Genomic DNA, 21,472 nt, shown 5'->3' on the forward strand with positions numbered 1-21,472 from the left:
CCCTGTGCTGGTATTTGTGTGCTAGTCGGCCGCAATTTCTGTTTCCGCCGACTTGTTTTCCATGACCGAATTCAATGTATGGGAATATCGCCCCAAAGTTCCGGAGCTAAATAGATCGTCGTGCGCTGGAACGATGAGTTCCGGCGCGTGCAACGCGCTCGGACCGCTACTGGCAATCTCGGTGTGTTGATCGTTACCTGCCAGCAGATTGAGTCGCGAAACATCGTATCCCGCCACAACCCGCTGGATTTCATCCAGAATTGCGATCGGATCGAACGGCGTCATACGTGGTTCAAGATTGTGCGCTTCGAGCCAGACTGCATGGCGGTCGGCTTCGCCCGACTGCACGCCGCGGGTCTGACCCATGTCGGCGCGAGTACCGTGTCCGAAGGGAACCAGCTTGCGCACATCGAAGCCCATCGCGTCGGCGATGCGAACGATCATTTCAAAATCCGGTTTGGTGCCGCTGACGTCCCCGGCCTTCTTGGCGAGCTGTACATCGCCGCAAGTGTTGGTGACCGTGCCTTCCTTTTCGTAGGCATTGGCTGCCGGCAACACAACGTCCGCCAGGGTGGCGGTTTCCGTGATGAACATCTCTTGCACGACGATGAAAGTTTTGGATAACGAAGCAGGATCAATGCCAAGCCGTCCCACCGGATTCGATCCGACTACGTAGAGTGCTTTCAGTTTGCCAGTCGCTGCGGCATCTAACATTCCCGGCAAGTTCAAACCTTTGTCCTGCGGAATGTTGCCCCACTCGTCGCGGAACTGTACGGAATCCGCAACCGGTTGATATCCTGGCAGCAAGTCAGGGTAGAGTCCCATGTCGGCCGCGCCGCGCGAATTCGCGTAGTCGCTCAGGCAGATCAACTTTGCTCCTGCGAGTGACGAGGCCAACGCAACTAACTTCTGGACGTCCGCGCCGCGTACTTCCGATCCAAACGCGATGATGAGATTTTGTTCGCCACGAACTTTCTCACGCAGCGCCGTCCAGGCATCGCGATTCGTCATGTCGGTGACGAGCGAATCGAGAAGGGAATCGTCGCCGGAGAGGAATCCGACTGCCTTTCCTTCCGTTCCTGCGGGAAGCAGGCCGAATGCGGCGGATTGACGGCGCAACTTGATCGGTGCGGAGTTAATCGTGTACAGCCGCGACCGATGGAGCCGAACATTGTTGCGAATCTGGTAAGCGAGCAGTGGATGCTGATTGGTGGGGTCGTTCCCCAGAAGCAACACAGCCGGCGCATCAAAGACTTCGCGCATGGTGGCTGTCATTCCGGGCTTGCCGTGCAGAGAACCCGCCAGCGCCGCATAGTCGGCAGTGCGATGGTGATCGACGTTGTTCGTCTTCAATACCACGCGCGCAAATTTTGACAGCAGATAATTTTCTTCGTTGGTCGTGCGATTCGATCCGATCACGCCGATCGCTGAGCCGCCATCTTTGTCCCGCACTTCGGCAAAGCGTTTGCCGATGAGGGTGAAGGCTTCTTCCCAAGTGGCGGGATTGAGTTTGCCATTCTTGCGAATAAGAGGTTGGGTCAGGCGTTCTTTGTGATGGGCGAAATCAAAAGCGTAGCGGCCCTTGATACAGAGAAAGTCGTTGTTGATACCGCTCTTGTCGCGGTTGTCACCGCGCACGATTTCCATGCCGGTATCGCAGCGGCGAACGCCGAGAGTGGTTTTACAGCCGTCTCCGCAATGCGTGCAGACCGTGCCGACGTGGTTCATTTCCCACGGACGAGTCTTGTAGCGGTACGCGCCGGACGTAAGCGCGCCGACCGGGCAGATGTCGATGCACATGCCGCACTCTTCGCAATCCAGATGATCGTCCTGGTTGGGAGAAATGAGGGAACCGACACCGCGATTCTGGACGCCCAGGGCCCAGACATCCATGGCTTCACCGCAAACCCGCACGCAGCGATAACAAAGTATGCAACGCGGACGATCGAAAAATACGACCGGAGACCACTGCTGTTCTTCTTTGTGGTTCTTGGCCTCCATGAACTTCGACTCGGCGGCGCCGTACGAGAACGTCATGTCCTGCAATTCACACTCGCCGCCCGCATCGCACACCGGGCAATCAAGCGGATGGTTCCCCAGCAGCAACTCGACCATGGCCTTGCGAGATTGACGTATTTCGTCACTGTCGGTGGTAACGATCATGCCTTCGGCAACCACCGTCGTGCAGGCGGTCTGCAGCTTAGGCATCTTCTCGACTTTGACAACGCACATGCGGCAAGCGCCCTGCAGCGACAGGTTGGGGTAATAACAAAAGGATGGAACTTCGATGGCCGCGCTCTTGCAGGCTTCAATGAGCAGCGTCCCAGCCGGAGCTGTGAGGGTCTTGCCGTCGACAGTTAGTGTGACATCAGGCATTTTGTAATTTTGTAATCGGGTAATTTTGCAATCTAAATTCTACCGATTCCCGCGAGCCGTAAACTGGGACGCCGTGAAAATCGCACACAGTTCGTGCGCTTCCGCCAGCAGCGGTTCCAGTTTCTTCAACGGGACGATGTTACAGTCCGAAAGCATCTCCAGCCAAAACACCGTCTCGTCTGCTTCTTCGACAACAATGCCGATCTTGGCAACCCACTCTGCTTTCGATCGAGCTCGACATGTCGCTCGATAATTTGCCGCGACCGCTGTCCCACATCGCAAAAGTTGTTTTCCCAAGACTTGCGCGTCCGTCTTAAACGAGAGCGCCCGATAAACCCCAACGATTCTAATTGCAAATGCTTTCGTGCGAGCGCGAAGGTCTTCTTGTTGTGACGGCATCAGGTTCACAAATTACAAAATTACCCGATTACCCGATTACCAAGTTACAAAATCTTCTACGCAAAAACAGGTAACGGCGCGAGCGTGCTCGCTTTTTCAAACGGACACGGCTTGCCTTCCAAATGATCTTCAAACTCTTTTCTGAACTTCTTCACGAACGCCATCGTCGGCATCGCGGCCGCATCTCCGAGCGGACAGAAAGTCTTGCCCAGCATGTTTTCGGAGAGGTAGTAAATATTATCAATGTCTTTCATCACGCCGCCGCCGGAATGGAAGCGCTTCAGCGTCTTCTCCAGCCAGTCCGTACCCTCGCGGCACGGGATACACCATCCGCAACTTTCGTGGCGGTAGAACTTCATCGTGCGCAGCGCGAATTTGACCATGCAGTTGGAATCGTCGAGCACGACCACGCCGCCGGAACCGAGCATGGATCCCGCTTTTGCGACGCCATCGAAATCCATCGCCACATCGATCTCGGCCGCGGTTAGTATCGGAGTGCTTGATCCGCCAGGAACAACTGCCTTGAGCGCGCGTCCATTCGGAATCCCGCCGCCGACCTCGTAGATCATCTTCTTGAGGTTGTAGCCCATCGGCAATTCGTAGACGCCCGGCTTGTTCAGGTTGCCCGCGAGACAGAACAGCCGCGTGCCGCCGTTCTTCGGCGTACCCAGTCCCGCGAACCATTCCGCACCGCCCAGAATAATGTGCGGCACAGAGGCCAGCGTCTCGGCATTGTTGATAACCGTCGGTCCGCCCCAAAGTCCAACCACGGCCGGGAAGGGAGGTCGAATGCGGGGAATGCCGCGCTTGCCTTCAAGCGACTCCATCAGCGCCGACTCTTCGCCGACTTCGTAAGCGCCCGCGCCGCCGTGCCAGAAGATGTCGAGATCGTATCCACTGCCAAAAATGTTCTTGCCGAGAAAGCCTTTTGCGTAGGCGTCTCGGATCGCCTTCTGCATGATGATCGACAGGTAGCGATACTCGCCGCGAATGTAGATGTAGCCGGTGTGGGATCCAACGGCGATGGCGGCGATCATCACGCCTTCGATCACCGCATGCGGATCGTGTTCGAAGATCAGCCGGTCTTTACAGGTGCCGGGCTCGCTCTCGTCCCCGTTGCACAAAACGTATTTCGGCTTGGCCGACTGTTTGGGAACGAATGACCATTTCATCCCGGTCGAGAATCCTGCGCCGCCGCGCCCGCGCAACCCGGAGTTCTTGACTTCATTGATGATCGCGTCCGGTTGCATGCTGAGGGCTTTCTGCACGGCTTTGTAGCCGTCCAGTTCCAGGTAGCGATCGATGTTCGTCGCTCCCTGGCCAAAGCGCTTCGAGACTACTCGTACCTCGTCGGGATGTGAGACCAAAGATGCCATGTTGTAATTTGGAAATTTTGTAATCTGGTAACTTAAAAACCTGCGGCCACCGAGCCTCGCATTGCAAAATTACCAATTGCTACTGCTTCCCCTTTTTCTTGTACTCATCGAGCACCTGGTCGAGCCTGTCGATGGTCAGGTTTTCGTGGAAATCGTAGTTGACCTGGATCGCGGGCGCCCAACTGCAGGCACCGATGCACTCCACCTCTTCCACAGTGAACATCCCGTCTGCGGTCGTGCCTTTGTGTTGGACGCCAAGTTTTTTCTTGCAGTGATCGAGAAGTTGCTCTCCGCCGACCAGCATACACGCAATGTTTGTGCAGACCTGCACGTTGTATTTCCCGCGCGGCTTCGTGGAAAGCAGGGAGTAGTAGCTGATCACATTGCGGACTTCAAGTTCGGTCAAGTCAAGGCGCTGCGCCAATTCCAGGATGACTTCGTCGGTCAGCGACCCGACCTCGTCCTGCGCGTACAAGAGAGTCGGGACGAGCACGGAACGCTTCGTCGGATAATGTCCGAGCATCTCGGTGAAGCGGCTCTCGAATTCTTGCGAAAATTTCATGGTCTTTTGTGTCGCCTCAGCGGTCGATATCGCCCACGACCACGTCAATGCTACCTATCGCGGCGATTACGTCCGCAATCAGCCTTCCTTCGCACATCTTTGCGAGCACCTGCATGTTGGCAAAGGATGGAGAGCGCATATGAACGCGGTACGGTTTCGCGGTACCGTCGCTGACGATGTAATACCCCATTTCGCCGCGAGGAGATTCTACTGCCTGATATACCTCTCCAGCGGGAACTGTGAAGCCTTCAGTAATAATTTTGAAGTGATAGATGAGGGCTTCCATCTGCGTCTTCATTTTTTCGCGATCAGGCAGGACGACTTTCGGCGCGTCGGCCTTGGTCGACCCTTCCGGCATACCCGCCAATGCCTGCTGCACGATGCCAATCGACTCGCGGAGTTCCTGTACGCGGCAAACGTAACGAGCCCACACGTCTCCGCCGTTGGAAACCGGCACTTTGAATTTGAATTTTTCGTAGCTCGAGTAGGGAGCGTCGCGACGCAGATCGATGTCCACTCCACTGCCGCGCAGTGTCGGACCAGTAGCGCCCAAGGCGATGGCATCCTCTTTACTCAAGTGAGCCACGCCCTTCACGCGCATTAAGAAGATGGGATTCCCGGTTAGCAGGCCTTCGTACTCGTCCACATTCCCGAGGAAACGATCGGCAAATGCTTTCACCTTCTTGAAGAATCCGAGGGGCGGATCGAGCGCGAGCCCTCCAATGCGGAAGTACGAGGTCATCATGCGCTGTCCGCTGACCATTTCGAACAGTCGAAGCACGTCCTCGCGTTCCCGGAAGCAATATAAGAAGACCGTCATCGCACCGAGATCCATCGCATGGGTGCCCAGCCATACCAGGTGCGAATTAATGCGCGTCAGTTCGTTCATCAGGACACGCATCCACTGCGCCCGCGGCGGAATTTCCAGGCCCAACAACTTCTCGACCGCCAGGCAGTAGGTCAGGTTGTTGGTCATCGGACAGAGATAGTCGATACGATCGGTTAGCGGGACGACTTGCTGGTAGAACTTCGCTTCGCAGGTCTTTTCAATGCCGGTGTGCAGGAAGCCGATTTCCGGCATCACGCGGACCACGGTCTCGCCATCAATTTCCAGTACCAGCCGCAAAACGCCGTGGGTCGACGGATGCTGCGGCCCCATGTTCAGAACAAGAGTCTTTTCCTGACCGGCTACCGGTTCCAGCACTGGGGATGTGGGATATTGCGTCATGAATTACCGGTATCCCTCCACTGGATAGTCTTTCCGCAGCGGATGGCCTTCCCAATCGTCGGGCATCAAAAGGCGTTCCAGACGGGGATGGCCGGTGAAGCGAATGCCGAACAGGTCAAATACTTCGCGCTCAAAATAGTTTGCAGCAGGCCATACCGACGTGACCGACTCCAGCACCGGACCTTCATCATCCAGCCGGGCCTTCAATCGCACGCGCTCCTTCTTCGAGAGCGACAAGAGATGGTAAACAACCTCGAAGCGTGGCTGCGAAGGAAACCAGTCGACCGCGGTCACGTCACACAAGTAATCGAATGGGCAAGCCGGATTATCACGCAAAATCGCGCACGCATCGCGGATCAGGTGTTTGTCGACCCAGATCGTGAGTTCATCGCGATCGTACTTGGCGCTTTGCACGGCAGCAGTGTTCCATTCCAGCAGGCGCGCCACCGCTGGATGCGATTTCAACTGCTCGAGATCGGTGATAGCGGGGGTGAGCGCCATTAGACGTGTCCTCGCTTGCCGCCGGTCGCGCCCCAATCAAGCACGCCTTTTTTCCAGACGTAGAAAAGGCCCACCAGCACGATGCCGACGTACACCAGCATTTCCAGGAATCCAAACATCCTCAATTCACGCAAAATGATTGCCCATGGATAGAGGAAAACCGCTTCTACGTCGAACAATATAAAGAGCATTGCCACCAGGTAAAACTTGACCGAAAACCGTTCCCGGGCGTTGCCAACCGGCGTCACGCCGCACTCGTAGGGAGACATCTTGGCGCGGTTCGGCTTCCGCTGTCCGATCAGCCAGGACAGGGTCACAATTGCGCCCGCGACCGTGAATGCGATCACGAAATGCAACAACAGAGGCAGGTAACTCTCGAAATAATTGGCTGGCATAGGAAGAGCTATATATAATCTGCGCCAAGCACTACAGTAAACGTTCTAGATTAGTTATTGGCGAGCGGACGTGTCAAGCAAACTGCGATATTTAACAGAGGTTTAATTCCGGCGATCCCATTTTGACGCCCGCGAAAGTTTAATCACGCATGATTTTTGGCTTTAATACCGACATCAAGCACCAAGACACTGTCTACCACGTGCAAAGTGAAGCCCGCGAAGGCGAGCAACTTTTGCAGACGCAGGTGTTCGTTCGCGGCCGCTGCATTGGGAAACGCGCCGTCACCTACGCCTCGATTGCCTCCGAAGTGGAAGGCGGCGATCCCCACAAAGAGAAGATGTTGCGTGAACAACACCGCCAGGTGCTGGACGCGATCCGGGAAGGGAAGCTTGACTCACTGCTCGACAAGCGGGAGACCCCGGAAACTCTGGCTGCGGTCAAGCAGTTGGAAGTGGAATGGCTCAATTCCGCTTCCGTCCATACAGGCGGCAGTTTGCTCATGAACCTGCGAGTGACGGATGGCGGTGCCGCTGTCGAAGGGGCGCGCCTCACGTTTCGCCTGGCCCGTCCCGATTCAGCTCCGTACTACGCCCAGGTGCTGACCGACGCCAGCGGCAATGCCGAAATGAGTTTTCAGGTAGATGAGTCTTCATTGCCTGATTCGTCGGTGCTGGTACAGGCCAATTTTTCTGGACGCACCGCCACCCGAAAGTTCCGCCTGCGCGCGGGCAACTGATTCGCGAAAGTCGCCGCGCCCTTGCCGCCTGCTCTCCGTACTGAGAAAATTGCCAAGATGAACTTAACCATCAACGGGGAGCTTCGTACCCTCCCTTCCGCCGGAACCCTGGAGGTTCTAGTCGACCAGCTCGGCATGAAGTCGGATCGCGTTGCGATTGAATTGAATCGTGAGATCGTTCCTCGCGACCGCTGGTCGCAAACCAGCCTGCGAGATGGAGACCGCCTCGAGATCGTGCACTTCGTAGGTGGCGGTCTTGGCAAAGAATCGGAGAAAAGTGTATGAGTGATTCCAACTCAAGAATTTTCAAGGCAGCTTTGCTCGCAAGCCTCTTGGCGGTTGGCATTCCGCTGTTGGCGCAGCGCGCGCACAACTTCTCGCCCGGGTTCAATCTCTTCTCCAAGGAACAAGATATGCAACTCGGGCAGGAATCGGCCGCGCAAGTTCGCAAGCAGATGACCGTCATTCAGGATCCCGTTCTGACTGCGTATGTCACGCGAGTCGGCAAGCGCCTCATGGCTTCCCGTGAAGCGCAGGAGAGCGGGTTTCCGTTCACGTTCGAAGTGGTCGCCGATCCGTCTATCAACGCATTCGCGCTGCCGGGCGGCCCCATGTTCATCAATACCGGCCTGCTGCGCGCGGTCGATAACGAAGCCCAACTTGCTGGCGTGATGGGACATGAAATGTCCCATGTGATCCTGCGCCACGGGACGAACCAGGCTTCCAAAAGAAACTTGTTTCAGTTGGGCCCGGCGTTGGCGGCGCAGCTGACAAATAAAGGAACATTGGTTGGGCAACTCGAGCAAATGGGGATTGGAGTCTTTGCGGGAGGCGTTCTCCTGAAATTTTCCCGCACCGCCGAAAGCGAGGCTGACCTGACGGGATCTCACTTAATGTCAGAATCCGGCTACGATCCGATGGAGATGGCGCGTTTTTTCAATAAACTGAACGCTCAAGGCGGACATGGACTTCAATTCTTGTCCGACCATCCTAATCCCGCCAATCGGGAGCGTGCGATCCAGCAGGAAGCGCGGGCTCTGCCGCAAAAGCGCTACGGTTCCGAGAGCGGCGAGTTCAAGAGAATGAAAGGAGTCGTGGCGAAGATCCAAGAGCCGAAGCCAAAGCCGCAAGCCCCCCAGAACTAGAGGGTTGACAACCGTCCCAGGGTCGTCGCGCTCGGCTTCGTCGCTGGCTTGGCGGATCGCGTAACTCTACCGCCGCCACTTTCCGAACAAGGAGTGGAACCGTTCCTCAGGGTTTGTATTTCCCAAAAACTTCTTTCAACAGACTGGTCGTGCGCGCGGCTGGATTCTTCCGAATTTCCTTTTCCTGTTGTCCCAGCGTGTAGAACAAGCCATCGAGGGCTTTCGTCACGACATAGTTGTCGATGTCCATGTCTTGCTTTTTAGCAAAGGGAATCGACTTATATTGCCCCACCAGCGTGTTGTACTGCTGCGTGACGCCATTCGCGTTCATGGTCTTTTCAATGATCGGACGAAATGCAGCCGTCAACTGCTCGGTAGTTTTGCTTTTGAAATAGTCGGTGGCGGCGGTGTCTCCGCCTGAAAATATTTTGCGCGCATCCTCGAACGTCATCGCCAGAATTGCATCGCCAAAAATCTTTCTCGCCTGCGGCGCGGCTGCCTCTGCTGCGCGATTCATGCTCAGCACGAACTCGTCCACTTTCGAACCGTAGCCGATTGCCCGCAATCCGGTTTCGAGCGGATGCAGGTTCTTCGGCACCAGGATCTTGATCGCCTCATTGGCAAAGTATCCATCTGTGCGTCCGGTCAGCTTCACGGACTTGTCCGCGCCCACTCGCAGAGCTTCCTTTAATCCTGACGCCAGTTTTGTGTCGCTGAGTTTGGTTTGCTGTCCCAGCCCAAGGTCCCTGGCAATATCCCCGAGTTGCGCGAAACCGAATGTGGCCGAAAAAAACAACACGGCGCCAAATGCACGAGTGCGAATCCTCATAGATGTTCTCCCGGGAGGAGGATGTGCTGCGTAGCGATCATATACCTGTAAAGGATGGCTGGAGATGAGGGAGTAGTTCAATGGAGGCCCCGGGCGGAGTCGAACCGCCGACCAACGGTTTAGGAAACCGCTGCTCTATCCAACTGAGCTACGGGGCCATGGGATGAAAGCAATTCTCGATCCGATCTCAGTTTACAACGCCTGCGGTCGACGTTGACACCGTGACGTGATTCCACGCCTCTCAAATTGCCTTCCGCAAAATACTGTCGAAGTCGGCACTGGAAGGGTTAAGATTCAATCCAGCGATTGCCAATTTCACTCCGAGGTGCCCGCGGTGGTCGATGTTGGTGGCGGAGAGCTTCTTGTCGGTCTTACCAAACTGATCGCCCACGCCGTGGGAGAAGCGCTTGGCATGTTGGACCTGTGGTGGGAGAAGCACTTTGGCCGGTCTCTCAGTGGCCGCCTTGTTCCTTTTGAGTTTCAGACCATCTTCCATGGAAATACCCGCGAGCAAGATCGAATCTGAAAACTATCTCAGTACAAAAAGGAGTCACATGTTTCAGGGATGTCGAAAACTCCTCTTTGCAGTATTTCTGATCGTTTCGTTCGGGGCCGCGCAGGAGACTCATCTTCATAACCCGCCTGAGAAGTTGGGGACGGTGTCATTTCCGATTTCCTGCCAGGCCAGCGTTCGCGCGGAGTTCAACCGCGGGGTAGCGCTCCTGCACTCATTTGCTTACGCGGCTGCCGAGGACGTGTTCAGAGAAGTGGCGAAGCAAGATCCGGACTGCGCGATCGCTCACTGGGGCGGTGCGATGGCGTACTTTCGCCAGCTCTGGGAGCCGGCCATTTTGCCCAGTACGATCGCTGCCGCCCAATCTGAAATCGAGCAGGCACTGCGCATCCGCGCCGGCACCGAGCTTGAACACAAGTTCATCGACGCGGCCGCTGGGCTGTTTCGCGATGCAGGTTCTGTCCCTTATTCAGTGCGGGCACTCAACTATGAACATGCAATGGCGGAACTTGCGAATGGGAACAACAAAAATGTGGAAGCGCAAGTTTTCTACGCGCTCGCACTGCTGGCCAACGCATCACCCGCCGACAAGACACACAGCAAGCAGAAACAAGCCGCGGACATCCTGGAGCCTCTCTATCGTGCCTATCCAGAACATCCCGGTATCGCTCACTACTTGATCCATGCCTACGACAACGCGGAACTTGCTGCGCGAGGCCTTCCCATGGCCCGCGCGTATTCCAGAATTGCGCCGTCCGCACCACACGCGTTGCATATGCCCAGCCATATCTTCACGCGACTCGGCCTGTGGGATGACTCCATCATTTCTAACCTTGCGGCAAAAGACGCAGCCCGCAAAGCAGGCGATACCGGAGAAGAACTGCACTCCATGGACTATCTGGTTTACGCATACTTGCAGAGCGGACGAGAGGCTGAGGCGGCGCAACTCCTCCAGCAACTTAAGTCCATGCCCAATCTGAACAAGGCTGATTTCAAGATTGGTTACGCCTCGACTGCCATGCCCATCCGATACCTGGTCGAACGGCAGAAATGGGCAGACGCGGCTCTTGTGGCTCCCCCTGCAGGCGCTCCGCCTCACGTGATCGCGATTGCGATCTGGGCGCATGGAATCGGGCTCGCTCGCAGCGGACACGCCGAGACTCTCCAGCCGATGTCCGATTTGCAGAAGATCGAGGAAGAACTACAAGCTTCCGGCAATGTCTATTGGGCCACGCAGGTAAGGGTTATGAAGCGCGAAGTGATGGCATGGTCTGCGCAAAAGGAAGGCAAGCGCGATCAAGCCCTGGCGTTGCTCCGCGAAGCAGCGGATGAAGAAGATGCTATCGAGAAGCTGCCTGTAACGCCGGGACCGATTATCCCTGCGCGCGAGCAACTTGGGGATCTGTTGCAACAGCAGGCGCAGCCGGATCTGGCAGCAAAGGAGTTCCAAACCGCACTGGTCAATGCGCCCGGACGGCGAGCGGCCCAGCAGGGAGTCGCCGAGGCGGCCAAACGTTCAGGCAAACCTTAATTCTGTCGCCGCATACAGGAATAACTTCGCCATGCTTCGCGTGATGCCGTGCATTCAGCATGGTATCGTTGCCCCATAGTCTGCCCATCAATCTTCATGAACACCTTCTGTCCGCGTTGGGAGAGAGTTCGCATGTCTCGAACTGCATTTGCCTGGATGTTTGTATTTCTGGTGACCGCCTGTTTTGCTCAACAAGAAACTTCTGCCCAACCCCCGGCGACGATTGCCGCGCCCGGCGATCAAGCCGCAAAACCAAGGCGCCCGCGGATCGGTGTGGCGCTCGAAGGCGGCGGCGCGCTCGGCTTCGCGCATATTGGCGTGCTGCGTTGGTTCGAAGAGCACCATATTCCGATCGACTACATCGCCGGTACGAGCATGGGTGGTTTGATTGGCGGGCTCTACGCTACCGGCCAGAGTCCCAAGCAGATGGAGGAATTCGTCCGAGAGCAGGACTGGGACACGGTCATTGCCGGTCGCACTGCCTACGAGGATCTTTCGTATCGAAGAAAAGAGGATGTGCGCGCGTTTCAAAACGCGATCAAGCTTGGCTTGAAGAACGGTTTTTCAGTGGCCTCCGGTCTGAATGCGGGACACGAAGTGAGCATGATCATCGATCGCGAAGTACTCCCTTACTCCGGCCTTAGTTCCTTTGACGACTTGCCGATTCCGTTTCGCTGTGTAGCGACTGACCTGGTGTCTGCAAAAGAAGTCGTGTTCTCGCAAGGTTCGTTGCAGACCGCGTTGCGCGCCACCATGTCCATACCGGGTTTATTTGCCCCGGTGCACGACGGTGACAAAGTCTATGTTGACGGTGGATTGATCGGAAATCTGCCCACCGACGTCGTCCGCGCGATGGGCGCCGATATCGTGATTGCCGTGCACCTGGATACGACACCGATCGATCCCAAGCAGATTCAGTCGGTGTTCGGAGTCTTGGGGCGCTCGATCGATGTTGTGATTCGCGACAATGAAATACGAGGCATGCGAAACGCCGACCTGATCGTGAATGTTGATCTGCGAGCTTACAACTCGCTCGACTACAACAAAGGTGGATCCATCGTTGGCATCGGCACCGAAGCGGCTGCGGCCAAGGCTCGCGTGCTGGAACCCTATTCGATGGACGAAACCGCGTGGCAGGAATATCTGCAGGCGAGAAAGGCACGCGAGCGCCGGACCGTAGCCGTCCCGCAGTTTGTGCGCGTTGAAGGAACCAATCCGGAAGCAGCTCGCAATTTAGAAAAATTTCTACAGCCGCTGGTCGGCAAACCTGTCAACAGTGCGCGCCTGAATCAATATCTGACGCGCCTGACCGGAATCGGCAAGTACGATTCGGCCGACTACGCTCTCGCGCATCGTGACGGACAAGATGGCCTCACCATCACTGTCCACGAGAAGACCTACGCGCCTCCAATTCTGCAAGTCGGGTTCAGCGTGGATGGCTCTGAAAATGACGATGTAAGCTTCACGCTCCTCACTCGACTCACGTTCATGGACATTGCCGGATATCGCTCCGAGTGGCGCACCGATGTGCAATTTGGCAATACCTATGGAGTGTCGACTGAACTCTATCGACCCTTCGCGGCGACGAGTCGATGGTTTGTTGCACCGCACGCCGACGCTGTCAGTACCTCGTTCAAGGTGTTCGTCAAGAATAATCCGCACGCTGACTACCGGCTCTACCGCACGCACGTGGGCACTGATCTGGGATATGGATTCAACCGTTTCACCGAACTCCGCGCGGGTTATGAGGTCGGATACCTCGACGCCCATTTGCGTCTCGGTACGCCGGAGTTTGCCTCCATCGCGGGCCGCGTCGGCGATACCAAACTGCATTTTCTGGCCACCCACCTCGACGACCCCATTGCGCCCCGTGATGGCTACAGCTTCGAAAGCACATTTCAATGGTTTGACACCAACCCCGGCGCTACTGGCTCCTTTCCGTTGCTGCATGCCGAGGGAATGTATTTCAAGCCGATCACTCATCCCGCATCGCTTTTTGTGCAGGCAGAAGGCGGTACCGCATTCGGATCTCGCCGTATCGGTGTGCCGCAGTTTTTCCTGGGAGGTCCGGCGCGTCTGAGCGCCTATGGCACGAATGAATTCTTCGGCAACCAGTTCTACTATTTTCGCGCCGGGTACCTGCACGACCTCCTGACGCTACCGCCGTTCGTCGGCAAGAAGGTGTATGCGTTTGGTGCCTACGAATTCGGCAAGATGTACGAATCTCCTACTGCCAGCAAGTTTCCCAACGATATTGCCGCCGGTATTCTTGCGGAAACGGCGGTCGGACCGCTCCTGGTCGGCGCGAGCGTAGGAGACAGCGGCCACCGAAAATGGTTCTTCCAACTGGGACACGTGTTCTAGATGGGCAGGCCGGAACGCCGTGGCACCCACAACGCTGTCATCCCGAGCGAAGCGAGGGATCTGCATCTTGCCGGCGAACTGCAGATCCCTCGCTTCGCTCGGGATGACAGTTTCGAAGAGACTTGATTTGTCGCTGGATAGAACCTTAAAGACTGAGAACCGAGAACCGAGAACCGAGAACCGAGAACTGAGAACTGGTCTCCCTTGCCACGCTGGCGGTTACTCGGCCGATTACCTCGATGGTTACTCGACTCCGGCCACCCCGCAGTTCATTCCAGTGGAGTGCCGTGGGAGTGCAAATCGCTGCACTTCCTCCGCCGACTGGAGCATCAAAGAGGCAGTATTCATGGGCCATTTCGCGGCACGCAGCGTGCCCTTATGGATGGCCATGATGACCGTCCTCCGACCCGCGATTGTCGCCCTGATCGTTCTGACTGGTTACTCTGCCTGCGCGCAGCAGTTCACGCTGCCCGACGCGCCTTCCCAGCACAAGTTCTTCGATCGCCAGAACAAGATCGCGTTCGGCACTCTCGCCGGACTGATTGCTGCGGACTCCATCACCACCCAACGACTCACCAACTCCGGCCGGGCAATGGAAGCGAACCCTATTTGGCGCCCGATGGTCCGCCAAGGATGGGCTGGGCAAACAGCCGCGTCGGCTCTCGGATTTGCATCCGCTCTCGGTGTCTCCTACACGCTCCACAAGACCGGACACCACAAAATGGAACGCTGGGCGAACTGGCTCGCGGTGAGTTTCGAAGGCGCCAATGATGCCCGCAACATCTACATGGATGCTTCCCAATAGGTTTGAACCGCGGACGTCCGGGTGTTTCGCGGCACACAGAGGGCGACCCCGACAAGTAACTGAGAATTGAGCCGAGCGCTGCCGTATAATTGTCGCAGTGTTCAAATATTCAATCGTAGTTCCTCTCCACAACGAACAGGAGAACGTCACCGACCTGTACGCCCGGCTGAAGTCTGTCATGGAAGCCAGCGGCGAAACTTTTGAAATGGTTCTGGTGGATGACGGCTCTACCGACGGCACGTTCCAGTTACTGCGTGAAGTCGCCGCAGTGGACAGCCGGGTGACGGTCGTAAAACTCCGTCGTAATTTTGGCCAGACCGCTGGCCTGGCTGCCGGCTTTGACCACGCCCGCGGCGAATACATCATCGCCATGGATGGCGATCTGCAGCATGACCCCGCCGACATTCCAATTTTCCTGGAGAAGATTGCCGAAGGGTATGACATCGTCAGCGGCTGGCGGAAGAATCGTGTCGACAACTTCTGGCTGCGCCGTTTCCCGTCGCGTTGCGCCAACTGGCTGATGGCGAAATTCAGCGGCGTCGATATCCACGATTTCGGTACGACGTTCAAAGCTTATCGCCGCGAGATCCTCGAGCAAGTGCCGCTTTACGGAGAAATGCACCGCTTCATCCCGGCGCTCGCGTCGTGGTATGGCGCGTCGATCATCGAAGTGCCGATCAAGAACGTGAACCGTGAGCGTGGCGCTTCGCATTACGGCATCTCGCGTACATTCCGCGTCTTCTTTGATTTGCTCACCATCCGCTTCCTGCTGCGATACCTGGCGCGTCCGCTGCACTTCTTCGGAACCGTAGGCATGGTCAGCATCTTCGCGGGCTGTTCTGTCGGAGGATGGCTGCTGATGGAGAAGCTCCTTCATCAAGCGGACGTTATGGTGAAGCACGGCCCCTTGATGCTGTTTGGGTCTGTACTCCTGCTCGCGGGATTTAACTTGCTCGCGATCGGCTTGCTGGGCGAGATGCAGGTTCGTCATTATCACGAGCCCACCCAGCGTGCGCCTTACTCTGTCGAAAAACTCCTGCGCGCTCACAGCGAAGAGAGCACGATCTCGGAATAAGGTTAGAGGTCAGAGGTTAGATTGCAGAGGTTAAGTCCCAACTGCAACTTTTTTTTGCCGTCCAGGGGCGTCACCCATTCCAAACTCTCTATTCCGTAATTGAGCGCTGGTTTCGTCACACGATCCTGTGATGCCGGTGACTGACGTGCACTGCGGCGGGAGCCAAACTGGATATCGGCCAAGCTAGCCTGTGAGGCGTTATAATGCCATCCGCCGTTATGGAACCCACAACTATGTTCGAACTTCGTCTGGCTGGCCGCATGTCGCGGCTTGGCACCGAGACCGCCTTTGAAGTCCTGAATCGCGCGCGAGCGCTTGAGAAACAGGGCAAGGAAATCATCCATCTCGAAATCGGCGAGCCTGATTTCGATACTCCTGCAAACGTTGTCGAAGCGGGCATCGCTGCGCTGCGCAAGGGGTGGACTCACTACGGTCCTTCGGCCGGACTGCCCGAGTTGCGGCAGACCATCGCCGACTACGTCAGCCGTACTCGCGGTGTCCCGGTCTCGAGCGATGAAGTCGTTGTGGTGCCCGGCGGCAAGCCAATTATTTTCTTCACGATTCTGGCACTAATTGAATCAGGAGATGAAGTTCTTTATCCCAACCCCGGCTTCCCGATTTACGAATCGATGGTGAATTACTCGGTCGGGAAAGGGATTCCCATCCCGCTCCGCGAGAACCGTAATTTCTCGGTGGACGTGAAGGAACTGGCCTCACTGATTAACGATCGTACGCGCCTGATTATCCTGAACTCGCCGCACAATCCAACCGGCGGAATTCTGACGAAGAAGGACGTCCATGAGATTGCCGAAGCGATCGGCGATCGCAACATCATGGTTTTGTCGGACGAGATCTACAGCCGCCTGATCTACGACGGCGAGCACTTCTCGATCATGAGCGTGCCGGGATTCAAGGAACGCACCATCCTGCTGGACGGCTTTTCCAAGACCTACGCGATGACCGGATGGCGTCTGGGTTATGGCGTGATGCGAGCCGACCTTGCCAGCCAGATTGCGAAGCTTACGACCAATTCCAATTCCTGCACGGCCAGCTTTACGCAGATGGCCGGTATCGAAGCCTTGCGCGGCGATCAATCCTCGGTCGACAAGATGAGTACTGAATTCCGCCGCCGTCGTGATGCGTTTGTTGCCGGATTGAACAAGATCAAGGGATTTTCCTGCCAGATGCCGAAAGGTGCGTTCTACGCGTTTCCGAATATCACGGCGACGGGATGGCCGTCCAAGAAACTGGCCGACGCTTTGCTCGATGAGGCTGGCGTTGCCGCCCTGGCAGGGACTGCATTCGGAGCCTACGGCGAAGGCTACCTACGTTTCAGCGTCGCCAACTCGCTGGAGAACCTGAACAAGGCGCTGGCAAGGATCGAAGCCTGGGTGGGAAAGAATCTGAAGTAGAGACGCGAAAGAAGCCACGTTTCTAGAGAATTCTGTTTTCACCGGTCATTGACATCTTCTCGTCTGAATTGTTGTAAACTCCTGCCGCTATGACACACATCGACAAACACCCCGCTGGCTCCTTTTGCTGGATTGAACTCGCTACCACGGACCAACCGGCCGCAAAGAAATTCTATGGTGCCCTGTTTGGATGGACGCCGAACGACCTTCCCATGGGACCGGGCGAGTTCTACACGATGTTCAAACTGGAAGGCCGCGACGCGGCTGCTGGTTATACCCTTCGAGCCGATCAGCGTGCCCAAGGCGTGCCTACGCACTGGATGCCGTACATTGCCGTCGAGAGCGCCGACCGAGCCGCCGACACAGCGAAGCAACTCGGCGGGAACGTCATCCTGGCGGCATTCGATGTGATGGATGCAGGCCGCATGGCCGTGCTGCAGGATCCAACCGGGGCAGTCTTCTGTGTGTGGCAAGCGGCGAGGAACACTGGAATCGGTGTCGCGGGCGCCCATGGCACGCTCTGCTGGGCCGACCTCAGTACCACGGATGTGAAGCGGGCCAGCGCTTTTTACTCCGGGTTGTTTGGCTGGCAGATCATGGCGGGCGAAAACGACAAATCTGGCTACCTGCATATCAAGAACGGTGAACATTTCATTGGCGGCATCCCTCCAGCGGAGCATCGCCAACCGGGCGCTCCTTCGCACTGGCTGTCTTATTTCTGGGTGGATGATGTCGATGCTTCCGCGACCAAGGTAAAAGAATCGGGAGCCACTCTATACGCCGGCCCCATGAGTATCGAGAATGTCGGCAGGATGGCAATCATTGCCGATCCGCAGGGAGCGGTATTCGCGATCTTCCATTCTCCGAAACACTAGTAGCTTGTTGAGGGCTCCGCAGTTTGCCTATGAACACCGCGGGGTGGTACAAACCAGCGGAGGCCTACGCTCGTGAAAAAGTTTGCTGCTATCGTCCTCCTGGCGTTGTCATCCTTTGCCGTTGTGTTCATGACCGTGCGTGCTGCAGATCGTGCGCGCGTGATCAATCTTCCAAGCAGCAAGAATCTGACGCTCCCTGTTCCCGGATTTATCGCTCGCACCAACAGTTTTCCCGCAACCATCGCGCTCAGCCCCGACGGCCGCTATGCCGCGCTGCTCAACCAGGGCTACGGCACGCAGGAAACAGGCGCCCGGCAATCCGTCGCGATTCTGGATCTGAGTAACAACCAGTTGCACGACTTTCCTGACGACCGCCTGAGTGATGAGCCTTCGACCCATCAGAGTTACTACATTGGCCTCGCCTTCAGCAGCGATGGGACCCATCTCTACGCGTCCATGGGATCGATCTCGGACCCTGAAGGCAAGGGAAAGACAAGCACTGGAAACGGAATCGCCGTCTACAAGTTCGCGGCCGGACAGGTGACGCCCGATCGCTTCATCAAGCTTGCTCCGCAAAAAGTTGCCGCTGGGAAGCAAGTCGCCGTCGGTATCCGTAACACGCCGTCGGGAACGGCGCCGTCCTATCCCGCTGGATTCGCGGTGCTGCACGGAGCCAAGGGTGATCGGTTGCTGATTGCTAATAATCTCTCCGACAACGTTGTGTTGCTGGATGTGAATTCAGGACAGGTTTTGCAGTCTTTCGACTTGAGCAAGAGCAAGTATGTTCCCAGTGCTTATCCCTACACGGTAATCGCCAACAAAGAGGGAACGAAGGCGTGGGTAAGCTTGTGGAACGCTTCCGCTGTGGCGGAACTGAATCTGAAAACGGGTAAGGTCGATGCTCGATACGACATGTTTGGGCGCACCGATCCGGTTTCTCCCAGCACTCATCCAACCGCAATGGTTCTCAGTCCAAGCGGCGAGACTCTCTACGTGGCGCTCAGCAATACCGACTCCGATTATGTGCTTGCGCTTGATTTACGTGACGGCAAAACCATCGTACGTTTCCATGCCAACCTGGACAGTTCCTTAAGAAGCAGCCCGGGGTCTGTTCCGCTCGCTGCTGTACTTTCGTTGGACGGCCGGCGTCTGTTTGTTGGTTGCGCATCGCTCGATGCCGTTGCTGTGTTCGATACGAGTGCCCATGACGAAGTCTCTCCTCTCGGCTTCATCCCCACCGAGTGGTATCCCAGTGCAATCGCGATCGTCGGCAACGACTTGCTCATAGCGACCGCCAAGGGAGAGGGAAGCGGCCCCAACAACATGCAAGGCACGTTAAAAGGCGAACGCAAGAGAAAAGAACATCCCTACATCCCGACCTTGATCGGAGGATCTGTCCAGCGCGTCAGCCTGGCCGAGATCGACAAGAATCTCGCCGCCTTCACGAAGCAAGTTGAGGAAGACAATCTGCTGCAATCCAATGGCGGCAAGTTCGAATTCGCCGGCGGCCAGAATCTCATCAAGCACGTCATCTACATCCTGAAAGAAAATCGCACCTACGATCAGGTCTTCGGGGATCTCCCGGTAGGCAATGGAGACCCATCTCTGACTCTTTACGGTGCCGAGATCACACCCAACCAGCACAAACTGGCGCTGCAATTCGGCGTGCTCGACAATTTCTACGATAGCGGAGAAGTTTCCGGCGACGGACACATCTGGTCGAATGCAGCGATCACCAGTGACTACAACGAAAAAAATTGGCCGATTGGGTATCGCAGCCGCGAACGCAGCTACGACGCGGACGGCACAGTCTCCGATGAAATGCCACTCGAACAGGGAATCCCTGACATCGACGATCCCGCCACCGGCTTCCTCTGGGACAACCTCGCGAAACGCGGCCTGAGCTATCGCGTTTATGGAGAGTTCATCCATGCCGTTTGGTGTAGCAATGAGAAGGCAAAGTCTCCGAAGGAGGGAACGCCTTCGGGAGAGTCTGCGTCTTGCCCGGTGTCAGAAATCAAGAAGGGTGATCCGTTGCCTGCGCATCTCGGCGATCCGCGTGGTGGGCCAAGCCCGTGGCCATGGACGATTCCAGTGATGAAGCGCATGCGCCCCACCAAGGCTGCCCTGCGTGATCACTATGATCCGCAATTTCCGGATTTCAATACCGACTATCCTGATCAGCTGCGTGCCGATGAATTCTTGCGCGAGTTCGATGAATTTGTGAAAGCGCGCGGCACATCGAAAGAATTGCCGCAGTTCATCCTGCTGTACCTTCCCGATGACCACACGGGAGGTACCCGCCCCGGTAAGGCGACGCCGCAGGCGAACGTTGCCGACAACGATCTAGCCGTGGGTCGCGTCGTCGATGCCGTGTCGCACAGTTTGTATTGGGACGACACTGCCATCTTTGTGATCGAGGACGATGCGCAGGATGGTGCTGACCACGTCGACGCCCATCGCTCCACTGCGCTTGCCATTAGCAAATATGCGCCGCGAGGGGATCATCCCTTCGTCGATTCGCATTTCTATTCGACGGTCAGCCTGATTCACACGATGGAAGAGCTTATCGGACTCCCGCCCATGAACCTGTTCGATGCACATGCGCCGCTCATGGCTCCTCTGTTTTCCGGGCCGGGAACGCAACCACCCTACAAAGCGGACGATCAGAATTTGCGCAGCGGCTTGCTCTATAGAGTGAATTCCAAGACTGCGCCCGGAGCCAAACAGTCGTCGAAGATGGATTTCTCCCGCCCGGACGCGGCCAACAACGTGGAACTGAATAAAATTCTCTGGCGCAATGAAAAGGGGAATGTGCCGATGCCCGCTCCGCGGGACGGCGATTCCACGCAATAAACCTCAGGTGAGTGCATCTGGTGGCGGCGGCGAGCCGCCGCCACTCCCGCAATGGTGGTGACGCTAATTACTGCGGCTTCGTTTCTGCTGGCGGAGCAGCGGCGTGGCCGCCCATCTCGCCGTGGTGCATCATGCCGGGGCCCATCATTCCATCCGGCCCCATCATTTCCATATGTTTCGACATCTGTTCCATGTGGCCAACCATGACCGTCCACATGTCGACATTAGTTTGCCAGCGTGCTTTCTCACTCGAGTCCTTGATCTTATCCACGTTGGCTTTGAGTTGATCGAGCGATGCTTTCATTTTTTCCACGTCGGCCTTCATCGCGTCCATGTGTTTCTGATGCATTTCCGCCATCATTTTGTGATGACGCATGGGCGGCGCCGGTGGAGGTGGCGGAGCGGGTGCGGTCTGTGCAAAGGCCAGGGAAGAGAGAAGCAACGTAACGGCCAGCAAGGAAATTCTACGGTGCATAAAGGTAATCCTTTCAG

20 protein-coding genes and 1 tRNA gene are annotated in these 21,472 nt (G+C 56.5%); 10 read left to right on the forward strand and 11 right to left on the reverse strand.

Annotated features, from left to right (window positions below; all coding sequences use genetic code 11):
• Positions 1–21: 21 nt before the first annotated feature.
• From nuoG to ndhC, 7 genes are all read right to left on the reverse strand, one after another.
• Positions 22–2,376 (reverse strand): NADH-quinone oxidoreductase subunit NuoG, encoded by a 2,355-nt coding sequence (gene nuoG, locus HY010_09200; GenBank protein MBI3475897.1) that lies wholly within the window; start codon positions 2,374–2,376, stop codon positions 22–24.
• A gap of 39 nt (positions 2,377–2,415) precedes the next feature.
• On the reverse strand, positions 2,416–2,775 hold the full coding sequence (locus HY010_09205) for a four helix bundle protein (protein MBI3475898.1): 360 nt from the start codon (positions 2,773–2,775) through the stop codon (positions 2,416–2,418).
• A gap of 56 nt (positions 2,776–2,831) precedes the next feature.
• Positions 2,832–4,151: an NADH-quinone oxidoreductase subunit NuoF gene (nuoF, locus tag HY010_09210; GenBank protein ID MBI3475899.1), complete on the reverse strand. Its 1,320-nt coding sequence runs from the start codon at positions 4,149–4,151 to the stop codon at positions 2,832–2,834.
• Positions 4,152–4,230: 79 nt separating this feature from the next.
• A complete protein-coding gene (locus tag HY010_09215; protein ID MBI3475900.1) occupies positions 4,231–4,713 on the reverse strand; it encodes an NAD(P)H-dependent oxidoreductase subunit E in 483 nt (160 codons plus the stop codon).
• Between the two features lie 16 nt (positions 4,714–4,729).
• Positions 4,730–5,941: an NADH dehydrogenase (quinone) subunit D gene (nuoD, locus tag HY010_09220; protein ID MBI3475901.1), complete on the reverse strand. Its 1,212-nt coding sequence runs from the start codon at positions 5,939–5,941 to the stop codon at positions 4,730–4,732.
• Between the two features lie 3 nt (positions 5,942–5,944).
• Positions 5,945–6,442, reverse strand: a complete 498-nt coding sequence (locus HY010_09225) for an NADH-quinone oxidoreductase subunit C (protein ID MBI3475902.1) — start codon at positions 6,440–6,442, stop codon at positions 5,945–5,947.
• The gene (ndhC, locus tag HY010_09230) at positions 6,442–6,837 is read right to left on the reverse strand and encodes an NADH-quinone oxidoreductase subunit A (GenBank protein ID MBI3475903.1); all 396 of its coding nucleotides are present in this window, start codon (positions 6,835–6,837) and stop codon (positions 6,442–6,444) included. The genes HY010_09225 and ndhC overlap by 1 nt, the downstream gene beginning before the upstream one ends.
• A 149-nt stretch (positions 6,838–6,986) precedes the next feature.
• Here ndhC and HY010_09235 point away from each other — a divergent pair, with 149 nt between their 5' ends.
• From HY010_09235 to HY010_09245, 3 genes are read left to right on the forward strand one after another with little or no spacing between them, the layout of a single operon-like run.
• Positions 6,987–7,574, forward strand: a complete 588-nt coding sequence (locus tag HY010_09235) for a hypothetical protein (GenBank protein MBI3475904.1) — start codon at positions 6,987–6,989, stop codon at positions 7,572–7,574.
• Positions 7,575–7,631: 57 nt separating this feature from the next.
• Positions 7,632–7,859 (forward strand): sulfur carrier protein ThiS, encoded by a 228-nt coding sequence (gene thiS, locus HY010_09240; protein ID MBI3475905.1) that lies wholly within the window; start codon positions 7,632–7,634, stop codon positions 7,857–7,859.
• The gene (locus HY010_09245) at positions 7,856–8,719 is read left to right on the forward strand and encodes a M48 family metalloprotease (protein MBI3475906.1); all 864 of its coding nucleotides are present in this window, start codon (positions 7,856–7,858) and stop codon (positions 8,717–8,719) included. The genes thiS and HY010_09245 overlap by 4 nt, the downstream gene beginning before the upstream one ends.
• A 106-nt stretch (positions 8,720–8,825) precedes the next feature.
• Here HY010_09245 and HY010_09250 read toward each other — a convergent pair whose 3' ends face one another.
• From HY010_09250 to HY010_09260, 3 genes are all read right to left on the reverse strand, one after another.
• Positions 8,826–9,548 (reverse strand): DUF4197 domain-containing protein, encoded by a 723-nt coding sequence (locus HY010_09250; GenBank protein MBI3475907.1) that lies wholly within the window; start codon positions 9,546–9,548, stop codon positions 8,826–8,828.
• Between the two features lie 81 nt (positions 9,549–9,629).
• A tRNA-Arg gene (locus HY010_09255) sits at positions 9,630–9,706 on the reverse strand.
• Between the two features lie 83 nt (positions 9,707–9,789).
• Positions 9,790–9,987 (reverse strand): hypothetical protein, encoded by a 198-nt coding sequence (locus HY010_09260; protein ID MBI3475908.1) that lies wholly within the window; start codon positions 9,985–9,987, stop codon positions 9,790–9,792.
• Between the two features lie 115 nt (positions 9,988–10,102).
• Between HY010_09260 and HY010_09265 the strand changes: the two genes are divergently transcribed.
• The 7 genes from HY010_09265 to HY010_09295 all read left to right on the forward strand — a co-directional run bounded on the left by HY010_09265 (position 10,103) and on the right by HY010_09295 (position 20,980).
• Positions 10,103–11,593 (forward strand): hypothetical protein, encoded by a 1,491-nt coding sequence (locus HY010_09265; protein MBI3475909.1) that lies wholly within the window; start codon positions 10,103–10,105, stop codon positions 11,591–11,593.
• Between the two features lie 156 nt (positions 11,594–11,749).
• Complete coding sequence (locus tag HY010_09270; protein MBI3475910.1) at positions 11,750–13,957, forward strand: patatin-like phospholipase family protein; 2,208 nt, start codon at positions 11,750–11,752, stop codon at positions 13,955–13,957.
• A 346-nt stretch (positions 13,958–14,303) separates the two neighbouring features.
• Positions 14,304–14,762: a hypothetical protein gene (locus HY010_09275; GenBank protein ID MBI3475911.1), complete on the forward strand. Its 459-nt coding sequence runs from the start codon at positions 14,304–14,306 to the stop codon at positions 14,760–14,762.
• 97 nt (positions 14,763–14,859) lie between these two features.
• The gene (locus HY010_09280) at positions 14,860–15,837 is read left to right on the forward strand and encodes a glycosyltransferase family 2 protein (protein ID MBI3475912.1); all 978 of its coding nucleotides are present in this window, start codon (positions 14,860–14,862) and stop codon (positions 15,835–15,837) included.
• Between the two features lie 233 nt (positions 15,838–16,070).
• Positions 16,071–17,249: a pyridoxal phosphate-dependent aminotransferase gene (locus HY010_09285; protein ID MBI3475913.1), complete on the forward strand. Its 1,179-nt coding sequence runs from the start codon at positions 16,071–16,073 to the stop codon at positions 17,247–17,249.
• A gap of 89 nt (positions 17,250–17,338) precedes the next feature.
• Complete coding sequence (locus HY010_09290; GenBank protein MBI3475914.1) at positions 17,339–18,124, forward strand: VOC family protein; 786 nt, start codon at positions 17,339–17,341, stop codon at positions 18,122–18,124.
• A gap of 72 nt (positions 18,125–18,196) precedes the next feature.
• Positions 18,197–20,980 (forward strand): phosphoesterase, encoded by a 2,784-nt coding sequence (locus tag HY010_09295; protein MBI3475915.1) that lies wholly within the window; start codon positions 18,197–18,199, stop codon positions 20,978–20,980.
• Between the two features lie 67 nt (positions 20,981–21,047).
• Here the strand turns inward: HY010_09295 and HY010_09300 are convergent, their stop codons facing one another.
• Positions 21,048–21,455, reverse strand: a complete 408-nt coding sequence (locus HY010_09300) for a hypothetical protein (protein MBI3475916.1) — start codon at positions 21,453–21,455, stop codon at positions 21,048–21,050.
• Positions 21,456–21,472: the final 17 nt, after the last annotated feature.

It is taken from the genome of Acidobacteriota bacterium, from assembly GCA_016196065.1.
Lineage (GTDB): Bacteria > Acidobacteriota > Terriglobia > Terriglobales > Acidobacteriaceae > Acidiflorens.